The 20,324-nt window shown below is 64.4% G+C and carries 17 protein-coding genes; 8 read left to right on the top strand and 9 right to left on the bottom strand.

The features are described from left to right. The first annotated feature begins 179 nt into the window (after nucleotides 1–179). Both AC4NN3_RS02900 and AC4NN3_RS02895 read left to right on the top strand, forming a co-directional pair. Nucleotides 180–668 (top strand): peroxiredoxin, encoded by a 489-nt coding sequence (locus AC4NN3_RS02900; protein ID WP_491925619.1) that lies wholly within the window; start codon nucleotides 180–182, stop codon nucleotides 666–668. A 63-nt stretch (nucleotides 669–731) separates the two neighbouring features. Next, nucleotides 732–1,892: a M23 family metallopeptidase gene (locus AC4NN3_RS02895; protein WP_491925618.1), complete on the top strand. Its 1,161-nt coding sequence runs from the start codon at nucleotides 732–734 to the stop codon at nucleotides 1,890–1,892. Between the two features lie 69 nt (nucleotides 1,893–1,961). Here the strand turns inward: AC4NN3_RS02895 and prfB are convergent. The 4 genes from prfB to AC4NN3_RS02875 all read right to left on the bottom strand — a co-directional run bounded on the left by prfB (nucleotide 1,962) and on the right by AC4NN3_RS02875 (nucleotide 7,537). Further along, nucleotides 1,962–3,084, bottom strand: a protein-coding gene (gene prfB / locus AC4NN3_RS02890; protein ID WP_491925617.1) for a peptide chain release factor 2 whose coding sequence is annotated in 2 segments (ribosomal slippage) — nucleotides 1,962–3,014 and nucleotides 3,016–3,084 — 1,122 coding nt in all. Because the reading frame shifts where the segments join, the coding sequence is not laid out codon by codon here. Between the two features lie 57 nt (nucleotides 3,085–3,141). Then, a complete protein-coding gene (locus AC4NN3_RS02885) occupies nucleotides 3,142–3,636 on the bottom strand; it encodes a peptide deformylase (RefSeq protein WP_491925616.1) in 495 nt (164 codons plus the stop codon). After that, complete coding sequence (locus tag AC4NN3_RS02880; protein ID WP_491925615.1) at nucleotides 3,637–6,108, bottom strand: penicillin-binding protein 1A; 2,472 nt, start codon at nucleotides 6,106–6,108, stop codon at nucleotides 3,637–3,639. Between the two features lie 184 nt (nucleotides 6,109–6,292). Further along, entirely contained in the window at nucleotides 6,293–7,537 is a 1,245-nt protein-coding gene (locus AC4NN3_RS02875; RefSeq protein ID WP_491925614.1) for an N-acetylmuramoyl-L-alanine amidase, read from the bottom strand. 617 nt (nucleotides 7,538–8,154) lie between these two features. Between AC4NN3_RS02875 and AC4NN3_RS02870 the strand changes: the two genes are divergently transcribed. After that, on the top strand, nucleotides 8,155–10,863 hold the full coding sequence (locus AC4NN3_RS02870; protein ID WP_491925613.1) for an Rne/Rng family ribonuclease: 2,709 nt from the start codon (nucleotides 8,155–8,157) through the stop codon (nucleotides 10,861–10,863). A 40-nt stretch (nucleotides 10,864–10,903) separates the two neighbouring features. On the opposite strand, the gene AC4NN3_RS02865 is transcribed toward AC4NN3_RS02870, so the two are convergent. Together AC4NN3_RS02865 and AC4NN3_RS02860 are read right to left on the bottom strand one after the other, a co-directional pair. Then, on the bottom strand, nucleotides 10,904–11,485 hold the full coding sequence (locus tag AC4NN3_RS02865) for a hypothetical protein (protein ID WP_491925612.1): 582 nt from the start codon (nucleotides 11,483–11,485) through the stop codon (nucleotides 10,904–10,906). 97 nt (nucleotides 11,486–11,582) lie between these two features. Further along, nucleotides 11,583–12,728, bottom strand: coding sequence for a pyridoxal phosphate-dependent aminotransferase (locus tag AC4NN3_RS02860; RefSeq protein ID WP_491925611.1), 1,146 nt, complete (start codon nucleotides 12,726–12,728; stop codon nucleotides 11,583–11,585). A gap of 164 nt (nucleotides 12,729–12,892) precedes the next feature. On the opposite strand from AC4NN3_RS02860, the gene AC4NN3_RS02855 reads away from it, so the two are divergent. The 5 genes from AC4NN3_RS02855 (at nucleotide 12,893) to aat (ending at nucleotide 16,880) form a co-directional block, all read left to right on the top strand. Further along, the gene (locus AC4NN3_RS02855) at nucleotides 12,893–13,768 is read left to right on the top strand and encodes a DsbA family protein (protein WP_491925610.1); all 876 of its coding nucleotides are present in this window, start codon (nucleotides 12,893–12,895) and stop codon (nucleotides 13,766–13,768) included. Nucleotides 13,769–13,862: 94 nt separating this feature from the next. Further along, entirely contained in the window at nucleotides 13,863–14,300 is a 438-nt protein-coding gene (gene aroQ / locus AC4NN3_RS02850) for a type II 3-dehydroquinate dehydratase (RefSeq protein ID WP_491925609.1), read from the top strand. Nucleotides 14,301–14,334: 34 nt separating this feature from the next. Beyond that, on the top strand, nucleotides 14,335–14,829 hold the full coding sequence (accB, locus tag AC4NN3_RS02845; protein WP_491925608.1) for an acetyl-CoA carboxylase biotin carboxyl carrier protein: 495 nt from the start codon (nucleotides 14,335–14,337) through the stop codon (nucleotides 14,827–14,829). A 10-nt stretch (nucleotides 14,830–14,839) separates the two neighbouring features. Beyond that, nucleotides 14,840–16,186, top strand: coding sequence for an acetyl-CoA carboxylase biotin carboxylase subunit (gene accC / locus AC4NN3_RS02840; RefSeq protein WP_491925607.1), 1,347 nt, complete (start codon nucleotides 14,840–14,842; stop codon nucleotides 16,184–16,186). Nucleotides 16,187–16,238: 52 nt separating this feature from the next. Continuing rightward, nucleotides 16,239–16,880, top strand: coding sequence for a leucyl/phenylalanyl-tRNA--protein transferase (gene aat, locus AC4NN3_RS02835; protein WP_491925606.1), 642 nt, complete (start codon nucleotides 16,239–16,241; stop codon nucleotides 16,878–16,880). Here aat and AC4NN3_RS02830 read toward each other — a convergent pair. From AC4NN3_RS02830 to AC4NN3_RS02820, 3 genes are all read right to left on the bottom strand, one after another. Next, nucleotides 16,864–17,358, bottom strand: a complete 495-nt coding sequence (locus AC4NN3_RS02830; RefSeq protein WP_491925605.1) for a GyrI-like domain-containing protein — start codon at nucleotides 17,356–17,358, stop codon at nucleotides 16,864–16,866. The genes aat and AC4NN3_RS02830 overlap by 17 nt on opposite strands. Before the next feature lie 46 nt (nucleotides 17,359–17,404). Further along, nucleotides 17,405–18,190 carry an SDR family NAD(P)-dependent oxidoreductase gene (locus AC4NN3_RS02825; protein ID WP_491925604.1) on the bottom strand — a complete coding sequence of 262 codons (786 nt, stop codon included), beginning with the start codon at nucleotides 18,188–18,190 and terminating at the stop codon, nucleotides 17,405–17,407. A gap of 150 nt (nucleotides 18,191–18,340) precedes the next feature. Then, nucleotides 18,341–20,149 carry an IlvD/Edd family dehydratase gene (locus AC4NN3_RS02820; protein WP_491925603.1) on the bottom strand — a complete coding sequence of 603 codons (1,809 nt, stop codon included), beginning with the start codon at nucleotides 20,147–20,149 and terminating at the stop codon, nucleotides 18,341–18,343. Nucleotides 20,150–20,324 lie beyond the last annotated feature (175 nt).

Genomic DNA, 20,324 nt, shown 5'->3' with positions numbered 1-20,324 from the left:
GCAGTGATCGGAGTGTCTCGTGGTACGATTGACGCGCTCACTTGCATCCAGAACGAAGCTCTGCCGATATCGTCCGGCGCCCAAAGGAATCAGGCGCAGATGCGCTCTAATGCCCGATGATACCGGCTGGAATAGGGCACTGACACCCACTTTTTCCCCCAGTCCCGATATGGAAATCCATGACCAAGTTACAGCCCGGCGATGCAGCGCCCGACATCGCCCTGCCCCTCGATGATGGCACAAATTTCGTGCTGGTCGCCCAGCGCGGCCGCCCTGTCGTACTGTTCTTCTATCCGGCCGATGACACGGCCGGCTGCACCACCGAGAACCGCGAATTCTCCGAACTCGCGCCGCAATTCGCTGCGCTGGGCGCCAGCCTTGTCGGCATCTCGCCCGACAGCCTTGCCAAGCACGAGAAATTTCGCCGCAAGCATGGCCTGGAAGTGCCCCTCGCCGCCGATCCCGATCACCTGGCCATCAACGCCTATGATCTCTGGCAGCCCAAAAAGCTCTATGGCCGCGATTTCATGGGCCTGATCCGCACCAGTTTCATCATCGCCGCCGACGGCACCATCGCCGCCATCATCCCGGCCACCCGCATTGCCGGCCATGCCCAAAAAGTGCTGCAGGCACTGCAGGATCATCTCGGCAAAGCCGCGCCGAAATAGGCTTTGTTAACCACGCCCAGTCATAATCGGCTCACCATATTTGTGGGGTAACGGGGTAGTCGCGTGCGTAACCAAGCCAGTTTCGGCCGGACCGACAAGGCCATGGCCCCATTGGGCAAACCGGCGCGGCATGGCATTCACCCAGCGCTCTTCTACGCCATGTTCACTCTGCTGCTGGCCGGCAACGGCCTGCTGGGCACAGCCTTCCTGCTGTCGCCCGACATTGCCCGCCTGCTCAACGGCCAGACCGAACAGGTCGTCGAGGCCTATGAGGATCGGATCGCCCAACTGCGCGTCGAGGTCGATCGGCTGCAATCGCGCAGCTATGCCCAGGCCGGCGACATCAACCTGCAGCTGCAGGAACTATCCCAGCAGCAGGAAGTGCTGCTCGAGCAGCACCAGCTGGTGCGCTCGCTGGTCGACAAGGCCGATCAACTCGGCATCGAGGCCGCCACCCTTTCCCAATCCGCCGAGCGCGTTGCACCGCTGGCCGCAGCCTCGACTGCCGGCAGCACGGGCAATCCCGACATCGGCGACACCGCTGCCGCCGTGACCCGGATGATGGATGAAACGCAGTTCGCCATGACCTCGATCGCCGCCACCGCCATCGCCCGCACCGACAGCATAGTCGGCGAACTGGCCGATCTGGGCATTGCCGTGGAAATGCCGGACGCCGAGGATGGCATCGGCGGCCCGCTGTTGCCCGCCCTTGAAGGCGGCGACACGTCCCCGATGGTCGATGATGCCAATGCCGTCATGGACGCACTGCTGCGCTACAAGGCGGCGCGCGACAGCATTGACGGCGCCCCGGTACACATGCCCATCAGCGGCAATTTCCGCCGCAGTTCCGGCTTTGGCAACCGCACCGATCCCTTTACCGGCAGCCGTGCCTTTCACGCCGGGCTCGACTTTGCCGCCGCCACCGGCACGGCGGTGCTCAGCGCCGGCGATGGCACAGTCACCTTTGTGGGCACCAGTTCAGGCTATGGCAAGATGGTCGAGGTCACCCATGACGATGGCCTGGTCACCCGCTATGGCCATCTTTCGGCCTTTCTCAGCCATGAGGGCCAGCGCGTGCATACCGGCACGCCCATCGCCAAGGTGGGCTCCACCGGCCGCTCCACCGGCCCGCATCTGCATTTTGAAGTGCGCAAGGGCGACAGCGCCATCAACCCCAAGGCATTCCTCGACGCGGGCACGCGGCTGCGCGCACTGCTGGGGTAGGACTTCCAGGGGTGGGCAGAACAATGGGCCGTTCCACGCTTCGATGCAGCGCGGAACGGCGCGGATGTTCTAGTCGCTGGTCACGTCGGTTGCCACGCCCACGCGCTGCGCCAATGCCGCTTCCATGAACGCATCCAGGTCGCCATCCAGCACCAGAGCCGGCTGGCCGCTTTCCACGCTGGTGCGCAGGTCCTTGACCATCTGGTAGGGCTGCAGCACGTAAGAGCGAATCTGGTGACCCCAGCCGATATCGGTCTTGCTGGCCGCCTGGGCATTGGCTTCTTCTTCGCGCTTCTGCAGTTCGGCCTCGTATAGCCGCGACTTCAGCATCGCCATCGCCGTGGCCCGGTTCTTGTGCTGGCTGCGCTCCTGCTGGCAGGCGACGATGATCCCCGAGGGGATATGGGTGATGCGGATCGCAGAATCGGTGGTGTTGACGTGCTGGCCACCGGCGCCCGAGGCGCGATAGGTGTCGACCTTGAGGTCGGCTTCGCGGATATCGATATCGATGGAGTCGTCGACCACCGGATAGACCCAGACGCTGGAAAAGCTGGTGTGCCGGCGCGCCGCCGAATCATAGGGGCTGATGCGGACCAAGCGATGCACGCCGCTCTCGGTCTTGAGCCAGCCATAGGCATTGTGGCCGGACACCTTGATGGTAGCCGACTTGATACCGGCCTCTTCGCCGTCGTGCATTTCGAGCACTTCGACCTTCATCTTCCGGCGTTCGGCCCAGCGGGTGTACATGCGCAACAGCATGTTGGCCCAGTCCTGGCTTTCAGTGCCGCCGGCGCCGGAGTGGATTTCCACATAGGCATCGTTGGCATCGACTTCGCCCGAGAGCAGCGTCTCGATCTGGCGGCGCTTGGCCACCTGCCGCAGCTCGAGCAGCGCATCCTCGGCATCCTTGACGATCTCGGCGTCGCCTTCGGCCTCGCCCATCTCGATCAGCTCGACATTGTCGCGAATGCCCGCTTCCAGCTCGCGCACGGACTTGACCGCCACGTCGAGCTCGTCGCGCTCGCGCATGGTGGTGCGGGCCTTTTCCGGATCATTCCAGAAATCGGGGGATTCGGTTTGCGCCGTCAGCGCGTCGAGGCGGAGTTCTGCAGTATCCCAGTCAAAGATGCCTCCTCAGCAAGGTCAAAACCTGCTCGATTCCGGCAACGGTCTTTTCGATTTCCGTGCGCATGTTCAATTCCCTTTATTCGCGGCGCCCCGTGTAACCGACCCGCCCGTCCCGATCAACCTAGCGTGCACTCTTGTGGAATTTTCGGATCGCCGTATCGCGCTTGAGCCGCGACAGCCGGTTGAGGAAAAATATTCCGTTCACCTGGTCGATCTCGTGCTGGGCCACCCGCGCGGCAAAGTCCTCGAGCCGCAGTGTCTGCGGCGCGCCCGCATCGGTATCAAACCCGATCTCGACCCACAGGGCCCGCTCGATCGGCACTTCGATGTGGGGCATCGACACCGAGCCCTCCGGCCCGAAAGCCCTTTCGCTGGACATCGCCAGCACCACGGGATTGAACAGCAGGCGATAGTCCCGCGCCATGCCGGGCGCGGCCAGGCTGACCACCACCACTGGCTCGACCCGGCCGATATGGGCCGCAGCCAGGCCGTAAGCCTCGACGCTTGCCGCTGCCGCGCTCAGCTCTGTCCCGGCCTCCCGCATGGCCGCATCCACCGGCCGCGATACGGCCGTCAGCTGCAGCAGCGGGTCGGGATAGAGTACGAAACCGGCCATCTAGAACAGCCCGCCGCGCCCCAGATTGGGATCGAGATATTGGCCATTGCCGCTCGGCCGGGTGATGCCGCCCTGATATTCCTGCTGCATCTGCTGCTGACGCTGGATCGCGTCCAGCGTATTGGCGTCCAGCCCGATTACCGAGGTCATCAGGTTGGGCCCGGTGCCCGGCTTGAAGGATTCCTCGACCGCAGCCTGGCCGTCAAAGGCGGCGACACCCGAATTGGGATTGATCCATGCCGTGCTCATGCCCGCCGGCACGTTGAACGGCGTGGCCGGCTTGCCTTCCAGCGCCTTGGCCATGAATTCGGTGAAGATCGGTGTGGCAAAGCTGCCGCCGGTGACCGAGCTGCCCATCGAGCGCGGCTGGTCGTAGCCGACATAGACACCCACCGCCAGCTCGGGCGTGAAGCCGACAAACCAGGCGTCCTTGTAGTCATTGGTGGTGCCCGTCTTGCCGGCCACCGGTCGGCCGAGCACCTTGGCGGCGGTGCCGGTGCCGCGCTGCACCACGCCTTCCATCATCGAGGTGATCTGGTAGGCCGTCATCGGGTCGAGCACCTGTTCGCGATTGTCCACGATGAGCGGCTCGCCCTGCCCGCGCCATGCATCGGCCCGGCAGTCCTGGCACAGGCGCTGGTCATGCTTGTAGACGGTGACGCCATAGCGATCCTGCACCCGGTCGATCAGCGTCGGCACGATCTTGCGCCCGCCATTGGCAATGGTGGAATAGGCTGCGGTCATCCGCATGTCAGTGGTTTCGCCCGCGCCCAGCGCCATGGCCAGCACTGGCTGCATGCTGTCATAGACGCCGAACATCTTGGCATATTCGGCCACCAGCGGCATGCCGATGTCGCGCGCCAGCCGCACGGTCATCACGTTGCGGCTGCGCTCGATGCCGCGCCGCAGCGTCTGCGGGCCATAGAATTCCTGCGCATAGTTTTCCGGCCGCCAGATCGAGCCGTCGCTGTTTCGGATTTCCACCGGGGCATCGAGCACCACCGAGGCCGGCGTATAGCCATTGTCCAGCGCCGCCGCATAGACGATCGGCTTGAACGAAGACCCCGGCTGCCGCAGGGCCTGGGTGGCGCGGTTGAATTCGCTCAGCGCATAGGAGAAGCCGCCCACCATGGCCAGCACGCGGCCGGTACGCGGGTCCATTGCCACCAGCGCGCCCTCGATCTCGGGTATCTGCTGCAGCGTATAAAAGCCCGTCTTGCCCGCCACCGGCGAGACATAGACCACGTCACCAACCTTGAGAAAGCTCTCTACCCGCTTGGAAACCCACTTGATATCGGCCCCGGCCAGCGTACCCTCGAGGCGCTCGTCGGAGGTTCCGCCATCGGCAATGCCGTCCGGTCGGAGGCCGATTCGGGCGAGGTTGTCGCCCAGTTCCAGCACCACCGCCAGCTGCCATTCGGGCACGTCGCTGAGCGGCACGATTTTGCTGACATCGGCACCCCAGTCGGACCCCAGCGCGATGCTGGCGACGGGCTCGCGAAAGCCACGGCTCTGATCATAGGCGATCAGCCCGTCCATCAGCGCCTGCCGTGCATAGGTCTGCAGCTGAGGCTCCAGCGTAGTGCGCACCGACAGACCACCGCCATAGAGCTGGTCCTCGCCATAAAGCTTGGCCAGGTCGCGCCGGACCTCCTCGGTAAAATATTCGGCCGAATAGAGCTGGCTGCCGCCCGCACGCGGGCTGACGTTGAGCGGCTCGCCCTTGGCCAGCGCCCCCTCTTCGGGCGTGGCATAGCCATTCTCGACAATGCGGTCGATCACCCAGTTGCGCCGCTCGATGGCCGCTTGGGGGCGCCGGAAGGGATGGTAATTGTTCGGTCCCTTGGGCAGCGCGGCGATATAGGCCGCCTCGCTCAGCGTCAACTGGTAGAGGGCCTTGTCGAAGTAGTTCAGCGCTGCCGCCGCGACGCCATAGGAGTTCAGCCCGAGAAAGATCTCGTTGAGATAGAGCTCGAGGATGCGGTCCTTGGAAAAGGTCGATTCAATGCGCACGGCCAGCAGCGCTTCCTGGATCTTGCGATCCCAGGTCTGGTCGGCGGTGAGCAGGAAGTTCTTGGCCACCTGCTGGGTGATCGAGGAGCCGCCGCCCTGGATGGCATTGTTGCCGTCCAGCCGCGCCATCACATTGTCGCGCACCGCGCGGAACACGCCGTCAATGGCGATGCCGCCATGATTATAGAAGTCCTTGTCCTCAGCCGACAGGAAAGCATTGATCACCAGCGGCGGCACGGTTTCGATCGGCTGGAACAGCCGCCGTTCGCGCGCGAACTCGGCCAGCAGCGTGCCATCGGCGGCATGCACGCGCGTCGTTACCGGCGGCTGGTAATCCTTGAGCACCGTATAGTCGGGCAGTTCCGCCGACACGTTGGTCAGATAGATGGCGCCTGCGCCCAGAGCCAGAAAGGCCAGAAATATCCCAAGGCCGAACAACCAGCCGATCAAGCGCAGCATCTAGTCAATCTCTCCGCGACATGCCCGAACAGATCGGGCACACCTGATGGTCCATGCGATGCTGCCGGCGGCGCATCCCTGTCTTTGGCAGAATCATAGCAGAGACGCAGCCCAAAGTGGATCACAAGCCCGAAGCCGCCGCCCGTTCCGACCGCTTGGCACCGCTCGTGACCGATTTGTCACATCACTCCGCTGCCGCCATGCCGTCAAAGTAGCTCGATATGCCGCGCGCCAGCGCCTCGGCGGTCCGGCCCTGCCACTCGCCCTGCAGCAGATTGGCCATGTCGTCGGTATTGGACAGAAAGCCCAGCTCCACCAGGACGGAGGGCACGTCGGGCGCCTGCAGCACGAAGAAATCCGCCTGCCGCACCGGGAAGCGCCGCAGTTCGACGCTGGCCTCGAGCTGATGCACGATGGATTGCGCCAGGCTGTAGGACTGGTGCCGCATCTCGCGCCGCATCAGGTCGAGCAGGATGTCGACCACTTCGGGCGCCATTTGCGGCATGGCAAAGCCGGCAATGACGTCGGTGCGGTTCTCCTTGTCCGCCAGGACCTTGTCGAGCACGTCGGTGGCATTCTCGTCGCGCGTATAGACGCTGGCGCCGCGGATCTCGGGCTGCTGGAAGCTGTCGGCATGGATCGAGATGAAGATGTCGGCCTTGTTGGCCCGGGCCAGCGCCACCCGCTCTTCCAGCCGCAGATAGGTGTCGTCCTCGCGCGTCAGCGCCACGTCGAAGCGCCCGGCTTCCACCAACAATTGCTGCAGCTTGAGCGCGAAGGCCAGCACGATGTCCTTTTCCTTGATGCCGCCGGGCGCCTCTGCGCCGCTATCGATGCCGCCATGACCCGGATCGATCACCACCAGGGGCCGTGTGGCGATGGGCAGTTCGGAGCCGCCGGCCGGGGTCGAGCTGTCCACCACTGGCGCCGGCGTGGCCGACGCCACGGCGTCCTTGGCCACATTGGCGGCAAATTCCGCGGGCGTGGCGGCGATGATGTCGACGATGAGCCGCGCCGGCTGGTCCTCGAACGGGGCCAGCACATAGGCCTGCTGCACCTGGGCCGGCGACGACAGGGTCAGGATGGTGCGCACCCGGTCCGGTCCCGCCTGCTCCACCGCATATTGGGAGATCACGCCCGCCTCGGTAACCTCGACCACCGGCTCGGGCACCGTAAAGGTCGCGGCGCGCACATCGATGGCCAGCCGGTCCGGTCCGCTCAGCGATACCAGTGCGAACTCGGTCTTGTCGGCCAGGTCGATGACCAGTCTGGCCCGGTCCGGCGTCGCGGTCACCCGCACGCCCATGACATTGGGCAGTCCCGCCATCGCTGCCGCGGCGGCGGCCGTTTCCTGCGCCGCGCTCCCTCCCGAAAGCAGGGACAGGCAGACCAGCAGCGGTAACAGGAAAGTGTGAATGGCTTTGAACACGTGCTGACCGGCCCCTGCATCTTGAGGCGCCGCCCATCGCATCCCGGTCGGGCGATTCTGCGGCACTGCCGGCTCTTATGCGATGATTTGCCGATCCGGCCAACATGGGCCCGCAAACGCCCCCAAATTTGTGGTGACCGCAGGGCCTTGGAGTTTCCTGTTGCCAATTGGCCGCGACATCCCTACACGCTTAAGGCGAAGCGCAAGCTTTCCCGACGCCGGTTTTTGCAGCCTCAGGCTCTTTACGGCGGCACGGAAAGCGACCGGAAATGGGATCGAAGAGACCTCCCTGCTCTGGTTCAGAAGCGGCATTTCTTGCGCTTTTTACGAATTTCGGTCCCATTCGGGCCGGACGGCTGCTGGCCAATCCTCGGATGCCCGTAGCCCAATAGGAAGAGGTCAGATGGCCCGCAGGCGGACAACACGCGACGCGATCGAACAAGACGATTGCCGCTTTGCCACGCTGCAACTTTCGGCCATGACCAATTACATCGGCGCGCTCAAGGCAGAGCTTCTGCGCGCACCCACCCCCAAACCATTCGCCTCGCACTGCGCTACCAGAAGGATACCGGTTCTCCGGCGCCCTCTTGTCGGCGCGCGAAGGCGCGGAGTTCATTATGGCTACCAAGAGAATGCTGGTGGATGCCATCCACCCGGAAGAAACACGGATTGTCGTCACCGCGGGTAACAGGATCGAGGAATTCGATTTCGAGTCCGCCCAGCGCCAGCAGTTGCGGGGCAATATCTACCTCGCCAAGGTGACGCGCGTTGAGCCGTCCCTGCAGGCTGCTTTCGTTGAATATGGCGGCAACCGCCACGGCTTCCTCGCCTTCAGCGAAATTCACCCCGACTACTACCAGATCCCGGTTGCCGATCGCGAAGCGCTGCTGCGCGACGAAGAAGAAGAGCATGCCGAGGACGCCGAGGATAATGTCTCGCTGCCCGAAGGCGTGAGCGATGTCGACGCCGACGCCGATCCCCAGGACAGTGACGACGATAGCCACATCGAGCAGGCCCCGGCCAATTCCGAGCCTGTCGAATCGATCGGTGGCGCCGATGCGCTCGAGGAAGTGCCCGAGCGGCGCCGACAGAGCCAGTCGCGCAAGCACTACAAGATCCAGGAAGTCATCAAGCGCCGCCAGGTCATGCTGGTGCAGGTGGTCAAGGAAGAGCGCGGCAACAAGGGCGCGGCGCTGACGACTTATCTCTCGCTGGCCGGCCGCTATTCCGTGCTGATGCCCAATACCGCCCGTGGCGGCGGCATCTCTCGCAAGATTACCAACGCAGCCGACCGCAAGCGCCTCAAGGAGATCACCTCCGATCTCGAAGTGCCTCAGGGCATGGGCGTCATCCTGCGCACGGCCGGTGCCTCGCGCACCAAGGCCGAGGTCAAGCGCGACTTCGAGTATCTGATGCGCCTGTGGGAGAGCGTGCGTTCGCTCACGCTCAAGAGCCAGGCACCATGCCTGGTCTATGAGGAAGGCTCGCTGATCAAGCGGACCATCCGCGATCTCTACAACAAGGAGATCGACGAGGTTTTCGTGGCTGGCGACGCTGCCTTCGCCGAGGCCAAGGACTTCATGCGCATGATCATGCCGAGCCACGCCAAGAACGTGCAGCTCTACAAGGATGATCAGCCGCTCTTCTCGAAGTACGGCATCGAAGCCCAGCTCGACTCCATGTTCTCCCCCACGGTGACCCTGCCCTCGGGCGGCTATATCGTCATCAACCCGACCGAGGCCCTGGTCTCGATCGACGTGAACTCGGGCCGCTCCACCAAGGAGCACAATATCGAGGACACCGCGCTCCAGACCAATCTGGAAGCCGCCGATGAAGTGGCCCGCCAGCTGCGCCTGCGCGACCTGGCCGGCCTGATCGTCATCGATTTCATCGACATGATGGAAAACCGCTCCAACCGGGCCGTCGAGCGCAAGCTCAAGGATTGCCTCAAGGACGACCGCGCCCGCATCCAGGTCGGCCGCATCAGCCATTTTGGCCTGATGGAAATGAGCCGCCAGCGCATCCGTTTCGGTGTGGTGGAAAGCTCCACCCACAAATGCCCGATGTGCGATGGCACCGGCCTCGTGCGCTCCGTTGAGTCGCTGGCGCTGATGATCATGCGCAATATCGAGGATCACGTGCTGCGCCGCCACGGCCAGTCGATCAATGTGCGGGTGCCCGTCGAGGTCGCCCTCTACATCCTCAACTTCAAGCGCGAGACGCTGACGGCGCTGGAGATCCGCAACGCGCTCTCGATCACCATCACCGCCGATGGCAAGATGACCGGACACCAGTTCGCCATCGAGAAGGGTGAAGTCCGCGTCACCACCTATGTCGAACAGCGCGCCGTCGAGCATGTCCGCGTCGACAGCGCCACCATCGACGATGATGCCGATGACGAGATCGAGGACGAAGCCGAGATCGAAGACGAAGAGGCCGAGGAAAAGGCTGCACCCAATGGCGAAGCCGCCGATGGCGACGGTCGCACGCGTCGTCGTCGTCGCCGCCGTCGCGGTGGTGCCGAACGGGGCGACGAGGGTGGCCAGCGGCCACCGCAGCAGCGCGCGGCGCAGGCACCGGCTGACGAGGCCGAGGCCACTGCTATCGATGCCGATGCCGACCTTGAGGGCGATGCCGAAGACGGTGACGAAAATGGCGCCCGCGCCGAGGCTGATGGCGCCGATGGCGAACCCCGCCGGCGTCGCCGTCGCGGTCGCCGCGGTGGCCGCCGCAACCGTCGCGACGGCGAAGAGGGCAGCGAGCCTTCCGCCGACGCAGCGGCCGGCGCACTGACCCCCGCAACGGTCGACGCCGTCGCCGATGCCCTGCTGGTGCAGGACGAATTGGCCGAGGCCCCTGCCGAGGAAGCCGCGTCCGACAAGCCCAAGCGCACCCGTCGCCGCAAGCCGGCCGCCGGCGCCGCGACATCGCCTGCCGAAATAGCGGCGGTCGCGGTTGCGTCAATTGCCGCCGAAGCAGCCGAAGCGGAGGAGGTTGTTCCGGCCGAGGCCGCTGCTGACGACAAGCCCAAGCGCAAGCCACGGGCCCGCAAGCCCAAGGCTGAAGCTGAAGCTGCCGCACCGGCTGCCAGCGTCGCCGAAGCTGCCCCTGCCGTCGAGCCTGCCCCTGCCGTAGCGGTTCCGGCCGCTGCCGCCGAGGCGGAGGTCGACGTCGAGGCGCCCAAGTCGCGCCGCGTCAAGAAGGACCTGCCTGCCGAAGGCGTCGTGGTCTCCTCCAGCGCCCCCAAGGCCGAGGAAGAGCCGACCGAGGAGCCCACGGGCAAGAAGAAGGCCGGTTGGTGGCAGCGTCGCCTGGGCCTCGGCTAAACAATCAGAAGGCGGCCCTCGGGCCGCCTTCTTTGTTCCCTCAGTGCCCCTTGGACACCCCCTCGCGGCGCACGATGTGGACGCCCTCCTCCACCGTGCGGCGGATGAACAGCCTGGCATGGGGTTCCGCGGCCTGGCGCGGCGCCGGCGAGGCCCGGCGATGGTCCAGCCGGTGCCGATCCGGCCCGAGATAGTTGCGGGTCTCGATATAGAGATGCTCGCGCCCTATCTGGCCGGCCAGCCGCGTCGCCATGCCCTTGCCCTCGGCCGGCACATTGATCACCTCGTCAAAGCCCATTTCTACGCAGGCCCGCACCTGCTCCTCCGTCGCCTCGCGCAGAAACATGACGACCGGCGCGTAGCACAGGCTGACCGAGCCGGAATGACGCAGGTTTTTCAGCAGCGCCACGCGGTCGGCGTCGCCGAAATCGAAATGCACCAGGAAGAAGACCAGGCGGTGCGCGAAGGGCGCGTGTCCGAGTGCCGGCGACCAGGCCACGATATCGCCAAAGCGCAGTTTTTCGGCGAGCCGCATCAGCGCCTCGGTATCGGGCTGGTTACTGGCCACGACCAGCGCCACGCAATGGGCCAGTATGGCGGGATCAGGCGGATGTGTGGGCATGGTCGGACCTCCCCTTACTCTGGGCAGATCATACCATGCAGCAGTGAAGCAATGTTTAGGCCGGCGGCTGCATGCAAAGAACGCCGCTAACCCCCTGCTAACGCAACAAATCGCTCATCCGCTCGAGCGCCTGGGTGATGGTGTCGGCGCTGCCGGCATAGGAGAGCCGCACATAGCCCTGCCCGTTCACCCGGTCGAAATCGACGCCTGGCGTCATCGCCACCCCCGCCTCCTCCAGCATACGGCTGCAGAAAGCCACCGCGTCGTTGGAAAACCTGGAAATCCCGACATAGGCATAGAAGGCCCCGTCCGACGGGCTGCCGACATCAAAGCCCAGTTCCCGCAGCCCCGCATCGAGCCGTAACCGGCTGGTTGCGTATCCCGCCTTCTGCTCCTCGGCATAGTCACGCTCGCCCAGCGCCACGGTGGCGGCAATCTGGCTCAGGGTCGGCGCCGAGATGAAGAGGTTCTGCTGCAGGATTTCCGCCCGCCGCACCAGAGACTGAGGCAGCACCATCCAGCCGATGCGCCAGCCGGTCATGCAGTAATATTTCGAGAAGCTGTTGATGACGATGGCGTCCTTTGTCAGCTCCAGCGCGCTGATCGACGGGCCGCGATAGTCGAGGCCATGATAGATTTCGTCCGAGATCAGCGTCACGCCCAGCCGCGCGCAGGTGGCCACGATGTCGGCCAGGCCCGCCCGGTCGACAGCTGCGCCCGTGGGATTGGCGGGACTAGCGAAGAGCAGTCCCTCGAATGGCTCGCGGGCATGAGCGGCGGCAATGTCGGCGCCGGTCAGCTGCCAGCCATTGCTCATGCTGACCGGGATTTCCACCACGCCGAAGCCCAGGCCGCGCAGCGTGTTGACATAGGCGGGATAGCCCGGCCGCGTAATGGCGATGCGCGCCCCGAGCCGGAACGCGGCGTGAAAGGCCAGGATGAAGCCCGCCGACGACCCCATGGTGCAGATAATGGCATCGGCATCCACGCGCACCCCGTGCTGGTCCTGGTAATAGCCCACCAGCCCGTCGCGCAGCCCGTCCAGCCCCTTGGCATTGGTATAGCCCTGGGCATTGGGCAGGGCCTGCCGCACCGCCTCAATCACCCGCGGCGCCGGCGGCGCCCCGGGCTCGCCCAGCTCGAGATGGCAGATGCTGCGGCCGCTCGCCTCGAGAACCTTGGCGCGCTTGAGGATTTCCATGGCCTGGAAGGGCATCAGGCCATCGGCGGGACGATCGGTCATGGTCACTCGCGTTTGTTGGGGTGCCCTCCCGCCCTAACCTGTAGCGCCCCTCCTCTCAACAACAATTGATGGTGATATGCCCGTCGTGTTTACTGCCCCCTGCTAATCTGCTGGCGCCTCTGCTAGAAGGCAGGCCTTGCTCAGGACCGGAGTCCACTTTTTCCATGTCACGCGTCACCGTCGTTCTCGTCGCCCTTGCGGGCATTCTCGCCGGCGCCCTGGGCTATGCCACCCTGGTCAAGCCCGCCGCGCAAACCGACACGGTGGCCGTGCAGGCCCTGATCGACGAGGCCATTACCGCCTATGACGCCCAGCGCATCGCCGCCGCGCCGGCCGCTGCCCCGGCCCGGGATGTGGCGACCATCGCGCCCGAAACCATCAACCCGCTCATCGAATCCTTTCTGATGAGCGATCCCAAGATTCTCCAGCGCATGTCAGTGGCGCTTGATTCCACGTTGCGCGAGGAAGAGCGGGCGCAGTCCACCGCCGCCATCGCCTCCATGCAGGACGCCATCTTCAACGATCCGCGGCAGATCGTGGTCGGCAATCCGGACGGCGACGTCACGCTGGTCGAGTTCTTCGACTACAATTGCGGCTATTGCCGCGCCGCCCTGCCCGACATGGCCGCCCTGCTGGCCGAAGATCCCAACCTGCGCGTCATCTTCAAGGAATTCCCCATTCTTTCCAACGAATCCATCGACGCCGCCCGCGTCGCCGTGCTGGTGGGCGATTCCGATGTTGATTACTGGGCCTTCCACGAGGCGCTGTTCAGCAGCCGCGGCAAGGTCGACAAGGACGTAGCCCTTGCTGCCGCCACCGATCTGGGCCTGAGCCAAGTCAATCTCGAGCTCGGCATGGGTTCGGCGGCCGTCGCCGAGACCATCCAGAGCTCCTACGAGATCGCCAAGGCGCTCAACATTACCGGCACCCCCACCTATATCATCGGCAACGAGATCATCCCCGGCGCCATCGGCATTGACGAGCTGCGGGGGCGCATCGCCAATATGCGCGCCTGCGGCCAGACCCAGTGCGATGGCTGACCGGTGAAAATTCGCCCACTGCTTTGCCTTTTCGGTGCAATTCGTGTAACCGCGCTTGCCTGAGGTCGAAGACCCGGTGCACAAGGCAAAAATAATGGCAAAGCGCGTTCTCGTCCTCAACGGCCCGAACCTCAACCTGCTCGGCACCCGCGAGCCGGACATCTATGGCGCGCATACGCTCAACGATGTCGAAAAGATGTGCCAGCAGACCGGCGCCGAACAGGGCCTGGACATCGACTTCCGCCAGTCCAATCACGAAGGCGAACTGGTCACCTGGATCCAGGAGGCCCGCACCAGCGCCGACGCGATTCTCATCAACCCGGCCGCCTATTCCCACACCTCGGTCGCCATCCACGATGCGCTCAAGGCCGTGGGTCTGCCCGTTGCCGAGGTGCATCTGAGCAATATCCACCAGCGCGAAGCCTTCCGGCACCATTCCTACGTGTCGGCCGTCGCCTTCGGTGTCATTTGCGGCTTCGGCGTCACCGGGTATAGAATGGCGCTCATGGCGCTCGCCGAAAAACTCAACTAACGATCAACGCGCCGTGCGCGGGAGACCGACAAGAATGACCAAGTCATCGCAAGTGGATCAGGATCTGATCCGTGCCATCGCCGAGCTGCTCAACAAGGAAGATCTCGCCGAGATCGAAATCGAGCAGGAGGATTTCCGGGTCCGCGTCACCCGCTCCTATCCCAACGAGGCCGTGACCTACGCGGCGCCCCAGCACTATATGCCGGCGCCCCAGCACGCGGCCCCGACCTCGATCGCGCCAGCCGGCTCGGTTCCGGCCGCCGCCCCTGCCGCTGCCGAAGACCTGGCGTCCAATCCCGGCACGCTGACCTCCCCCATGGTGGGCACCGCCTATCGCTCGCCCGAGCCGGGCAAGTCAGCCTTCATCGAAGTCGGCGCCAAGGTCACCGAGGGCCAGACGCTGCTGATCATCGAAGCCATGAAGACCATGAATCAGATCCCCGCACATCGCTCGGGCACCGTGACGCGCATCCTGGTCCAGGATGCCCAGCCGGTGGAATACGGCGAGCCTCTCGTCGTCATCGAGTAAGGGGAACCCCATGTTCCAGAAGGTCCTGATCGCCAATCGCGGCGAAATCGCTCTGCGCATCCTGCGCGCCTGCAAGGAGCTCGGCATCCAGACCGTGGCGGTGCACTCCACGGCCGACGCCAATGCCATGCATGTGCGCCTGGCCGACGAGAGCGTCTGCATCGGGCCGCCGGCGGCCAAGGATAGCTACCTCAACATTCCCTCGATCATGGCCGCCATCGAGATCACCGGCGCTGACGCCGTGCATCCCGGCTATGGCTTCCTGTCGGAAAACGCCCGCTTCGCCAAGATCCTGACCGAGCACAAGGTGACCTTCATCGGTCCCTCCTCGCACCATATCGACATCATGGGCGACAAGATCACGGCCAAGAAAACCGCGGTCGAACTGGGCATTCCCGTCGTCCCCGGCTCGGCCGGTTCGGTGGATACGGAAAAGGATGCCATCAAGATCGCCAGGGAGATCGGCTATCCCGTGCTGATCAAGGCAACCGCCGGTGGCGGTGGCCGCGGCATGAAGCTGGCGACCTCGGAAGAAGACGTGCTGGTCGCCTGGTCGACCGCCCGCGCCGAGGCCCAGGCGGCCTTCGGCAACGGCGCCGTCTATATGGAAAAATACCTCGGCAAGCCGCGCCATATCGAAGTCCAGGTGCTGGGCGACGGTCAGGGCAATGCGGTGCATCTGGGCGTTCGCGACTGCTCGCTGCAGCGCCGCAACCAGAAGGTCTGGGAAGAGGCCGGTGGCCCCACCATCAGCCCGGACGAGCGCGACAGGATCGGCGAAATCTGCGCCGTGGCCATGCGCAAGCTGGGCTATTCCGGCGCCGGCACGGTGGAATTCCTCTACGAGGACGGCAAGTTCTACTTCATCGAGATGAATACCCGCCTGCAGGTCGAGCACCCGGTCACCGAGCGCATTACCGGCATCGACATCGTCTATGAGCAGATCCGCGTCGCCTCCGGCGAAAAGCTGTCCATGGCCCAGAGTGATGTGACCTTTACCGGCCATGCCATCGAAGTGCGCATCAATGCCGAGGACCCGCAGACCTTCGCGCCCTCGCCTGGCACGATCACCTTCTATCACCCGGCCGGCGGCGTCGGCATCCGCGTCGATTCGGCGGTCTACCAGGGCTACAAGATCCCGCCCTATTATGACTCGCTGATCGGCAAGCTCATCGTCTATGGCCGCACCCGTGACGAATGCCTGCAGCGCTTGCGTCGCGCCATCGATGAGTTCGTCATCGACGGCATCAAGACCACGCTGCCGCTGTTCCAGCGCCTGATCAAGGAGCCGGAAATTCTCTCGGGCGATTACGACATCCACTGGCTGGAAAAATACCTGGCCGAGAACAAGGCTTGATCCATAAAGGGGCGCACTGCGCCCCTTTGCTTTTGCATGCAAGGTGTACGCCATGGCCCGACGGCAGGATCCCTTCGACCTCGAGATCACCCCTGAACTGATCGTGCGCGCCTATCAGGCCGGCATTTTCCCGATGTCCGAGGATGCCGAAGACGAAAACCTCTTCTGGGTCAGCCCCGAACAGCGCGGCATCATCCCGCTCGATGGCTTTCACCTCTCGGCCAGCCTGCGCAAGGCGATCCGCAAGTCCGGCTTTGCCGTCAAGGTCGATACCGATTTCCCAGCCGTGATCGAGGCCTGCGCCACGGTGGGCGCCGATCGCGATAGCACCTGGATCAACCGCACCATCCGGTCCGTCTATGGCGAACTCTTCGCCCGCGGCATTGCCCATACCGTGGAGGTCTGGGATGGGCCCGACCTCGTCGGCGGGCTGTATGGCCTCGCCATTGGCGGCGCCTTCTTCGGCGAATCCATGTTCCATCGCCGCACCAATGCCAGCAAGATGGCGATGGCACACCTGGTCGAGCGCCTCCGCGCTGGCGGCTTCGTCCTGCTCGACACCCAGTTCCTCACTGATCACCTGGCCTCGCTGGGCGGCGTCGAGATATCGCGTGCAGACTATGAAGAACGCCTGGCCCAGGCCCTGCTTCACAGCGGCAACTGGCACGCCATCGACGCTAGGGCGCCAGCCTGAAGGCGATCTCGGTAACGGGGTGACCTGACGGGTCCTCGCCGGGATCCTTGTGGTAAATTTCGAGGCGATTGGCGTCGACAAAGCCATTGCCCGCCTCGACACCGTCCAGCCGCAGGCCCCTGGCCACCGTCCATTCATGCAGCGCCATATTGGCCGCGTGCAGCTCATGATAGGGCACCGTCGCGGTCAGCGAGGCAAACCGGCCGCCCGGCAGCATGCCGGTGCTTACCCTGCCCTCGGGCTTGAGCAGGGTTGTGGTCGGCATGCCGGCCTGCATGTCCATGGTGCCGTCGGGATAGAAGTTCACATAGTTGAAGAAGGGCGGTCCGGCCGTCCTGCCGCCCTGCGCCTTTACCCAGGCGATGACGTCGTCGATCAGCGGTGGCGCCACAGCCGCAATTTCCGGCTGGCTGAGCCGCAATACCATGGCGGCAAAGGCCTGTTCCGGCCGGGTGACGATGATGGGTTCAGTCTGCATCTGCTCCTCCTTGCTTATGGCGCTCCCTCAGGACGGATGGCGTCCCCTAGTCGATCAGGGCCCCGCCGGTGGCATTGGCGAAGGTCGCAGTCATGCCGGCCGCCAGATCGCTCGAGAGCAGCACCACCGCGTCGGCCACCTGCGCCAGAGCGGTAACACGGCCCAGAGGGACCCCGCTGCCCCACTCCTGCGCCAGTTGCTCAAATGTCTTGCCGACGGCCTCCGCATGCTGCATCCAGATGTCGCGCACCCCGGGGGCATCCGGCGATCCCGGCGAGCGAACCCAGCACACGCGGACGCCTTGCTGACCGGTTTCCTGTCCTAGCTGGCGCAGGAAATTCTCGACAGCCGCACAGGCGATCCCGAAGCCACCCACATTGGCGCTGGTCACACGTCCCACATTGGCGGTGATCCCCACGATCACTCCGCCGCCATTGTCGGCCATGTGGCGCGCCAGGATGGTTCCGGTATGGAACCAGGTGGTCATGCCTCCCAGGATCGGCGTCATGACGGCATCATAGCCCAGTGCCGACATATGACTGCCCTGCACGTCACCCCAGAATATGCCGTTGAACATGATCTTGATCGGCCCGATCCGTCCGGAAACCTCGGCCAGATGCTGGCGGATCGAGTCCGGATCGCGCGCATCCACGACCGTCACCTCGGCGCTGCCGCCAAGCGCCCTGATTTCATCCGCCACGGGCTCCAGCGGCTGCGGCTGGCGCGCCGCAAGCACCACATGGGCGCCCTCCCGCGCATAGGCCCTAGCCACCGCGCCACCAACCGCGCCGCTACCGCCATAGACAATGGCCGTTTTGTTCTTGAGCAGCATCCCGTTCTCCCCTGTTGCCCCACCGCCCTGCTCAGGCTTGCGATTCAGACCCTTCTGCCCGAGACGACGAGAATCGGCCGCCGACTTCGACAGCCGCTCAATAAAAAAGGCCCGCCGGGTGGCGAGCCTTTCTAAGCGGGATGCAGCGAGCTAGTGGTTGTCGCGCGGAATGCCGTTGGTCTGGGCAATGCGCTGATACTTTTCGGCCGGGCGCAGGATGGCGCCCTCGCCCAGCTGGCCGACAATGCCGCGCTGGATTTCCTGCCACGGGGTCTGGCTCTTGGGGAACTTGTAGCCGCCCGTGGATTCCAGATCCGCCCGGCGCGTCGCGATCTCCTCGTCCGAGATCAGTATATTGGCCTGACCGGTATTGAGATCGATCCGCACCCGGTCGCCCGTGCGCAGGATAGCCAGGTTGCCGCCTGCTGCCGCTTCGGGCGAGGCATTGAGGATCGAGGGCGACCCCGACGTGCCCGACTGGCGGCCATCGCCGATGCAGGCCAAAGCCGTGATGCCCTTCTTGATCAGGTAGTTCGGCGGCCGCATATTGACCACTTCGGCCGCGCCGGGATAGCCGATCGGGCCGGCGCCGCGCATGAACAGCAGGGTGTTTTCATCGATCTCGAGCGAAGGATCGTCGATCCGGTGGTGATAATCCTCCGGCCCGTCGAACACCACCGCCTTGCCCTCGAACGCGCCCGGGCTGGCCGGATTGTTGAGGTAGCGGTCGCGGAACTCGGTCGAGATCACGCTGGTCTTCATGATGGCATTGTCGAACATGTTGCCGCGCAGCACCAGGAACCCGGCCTCGGTCTTGAGCGGGTTGTCGAAGTGGCGGATGACCTTGTCGTCCTGGATCGTGGTGTTGCGGCAATTCTCGCCAATGGTCTTGCCGTTGACGGTGGGGGCGTTCTCGCGGATCAGGCCCTGACTCATCAACTCGTTGACCACCGCCGGCACGCCGCCGGCATGGTAATAGTCTTCGCCCAGATATTCGCCGGCCGGCTGCAGGTTCACCAGCAGCGGCACCTTGTGGCCATAGGTCTGGAAATCCTGCAGTTCGAGCTCGACCCCGATATGCTTGGCGATGGCCTGGATATGGATCGGCGCATTGGTCGAGCCGCCAATGGCCGAATTGACCACGATGGTGTTGATGAAATTGTCCTTGGTCAGGATGTCGGAGGGCTTGAGGTCCTCATGCACCATGTCGACGATGCGCTTGCCGGTGCGATAGGCCATTTCCTGGCGGTCGCGATAGGGCGCCGGAATTGCGGCCGAGCCGGGCAGCTGCATGCCCAGCGACTCGGCCAGCGAGTTCATGGTCGAAGCCGTGCCCATGGTGTTGCAATATCCGGTCGAGGGCGCCGAGGACGCCACCAGCTCGATAAACTGGGCATAGTCGATTTCGCCGGCCGCCATCATCTGGCGCGCCTTCCACACAATGGTGCCCGAGCCGGTGCGCTCGCCCTTGTGCCAGCCGTTGAGCATGGGGCCGACCGACAGGGCAATTGCCGGAATATTCACCGTCGCCGCCCCCATCAGCATGGCCGGGGTGGTCTTGTCGCAGCCAATGGTCAGCACCACGCCGTCGAGTGGATAGCCATAGAGCACTTCGACCAGACCCAGATAGGCTAGGTTGCGGTCGAGGCCGGCGGTCGGGCGCTTGCCGGTTTCCTGGATCGGATGCACCGGGAATTCGATAGCAATGCCACCCGCTTCGCGGATGCCTTCGCGCACGCGCTCGGCCAGCACGATATGGTGACGGTTGCAGGGGCTGAGATCCGAGCCGGTCTGGGCGATGCCGATGATCGGCTTGCCCGACTGCAGCTCTTCGCGCGACACGCCGAAATTCATGTAGCGCTCGAGATAGAGCGCCGTCATGTCCGGGTTCTCCGGATTGTCGAACCAGGCGCGCGAGCGCAGTTTGCTGGGCGCTGAACCGCCGTTACCTGCCGTCATGTTGTGCTTTCCTTGCTGCTCCCGACGGCGCGAACAATGCCGCAGGTTTGCATCGTTCTAACATGGCTGGCGGCGCTGTGAATGGCTTTCGACAGAAAAATCATACTTTTGCGCCATGCCGGAATCATCGCATGGCGAATCTGTCGGAACGCCTATCCGGCCTTACCCGACGAGG

The organism is Devosia sp. MDV22-iso42 (assembly GCF_058629155.1).
Note: the sequence above shows the minus strand (reverse complement) of the source record. Positions and strands in the feature narration are given on the sequence as shown.

Coding starts and splice junctions, on each gene's coding strand:
- accC (WP_491925607.1), top strand. CDS start 14,840: ATGTTCCAGAAGGTCCTGATCGCCAATCGCGGCGAAATCGCTCTGCGC.
- AC4NN3_RS02830 (WP_491925605.1), bottom strand. CDS start 17,358: ATGCAGACTGAACCCATCATCGTCACCCGGCCGGAACAGGCCTTTGCC.
- accB (WP_491925608.1), top strand. CDS start 14,335: ATGACCAAGTCATCGCAAGTGGATCAGGATCTGATCCGTGCCATCGCC.
- AC4NN3_RS02825 (WP_491925604.1), bottom strand. CDS start 18,190: ATGCTGCTCAAGAACAAAACGGCCATTGTCTATGGCGGTAGCGGCGCG.
- AC4NN3_RS02870 (WP_491925613.1), top strand. CDS start 8,155: ATGGCTACCAAGAGAATGCTGGTGGATGCCATCCACCCGGAAGAAACA.
- AC4NN3_RS02885 (WP_491925616.1), bottom strand. CDS start 3,636: ATGGCCGGTTTCGTACTCTATCCCGACCCGCTGCTGCAGCTGACGGCC.
- AC4NN3_RS02865 (WP_491925612.1), bottom strand. CDS start 11,485: ATGCCCACACATCCGCCTGATCCCGCCATACTGGCCCATTGCGTGGCG.
- AC4NN3_RS02880 (WP_491925615.1), bottom strand. CDS start 6,108: ATGCTGCGCTTGATCGGCTGGTTGTTCGGCCTTGGGATATTTCTGGCC.
- AC4NN3_RS02855 (WP_491925610.1), top strand. CDS start 12,893: ATGTCACGCGTCACCGTCGTTCTCGTCGCCCTTGCGGGCATTCTCGCC.
- AC4NN3_RS02900 (WP_491925619.1), top strand. CDS start 180: ATGACCAAGTTACAGCCCGGCGATGCAGCGCCCGACATCGCCCTGCCC.
- AC4NN3_RS02860 (WP_491925611.1), bottom strand. CDS start 12,728: ATGACCGATCGTCCCGCCGATGGCCTGATGCCCTTCCAGGCCATGGAA.
- aat (WP_491925606.1), top strand. CDS start 16,239: ATGGCCCGACGGCAGGATCCCTTCGACCTCGAGATCACCCCTGAACTG.
- AC4NN3_RS02820 (WP_491925603.1), bottom strand. CDS start 20,149: ATGACGGCAGGTAACGGCGGTTCAGCGCCCAGCAAACTGCGCTCGCGC.
- aroQ (WP_491925609.1), top strand. CDS start 13,863: ATGGCAAAGCGCGTTCTCGTCCTCAACGGCCCGAACCTCAACCTGCTC.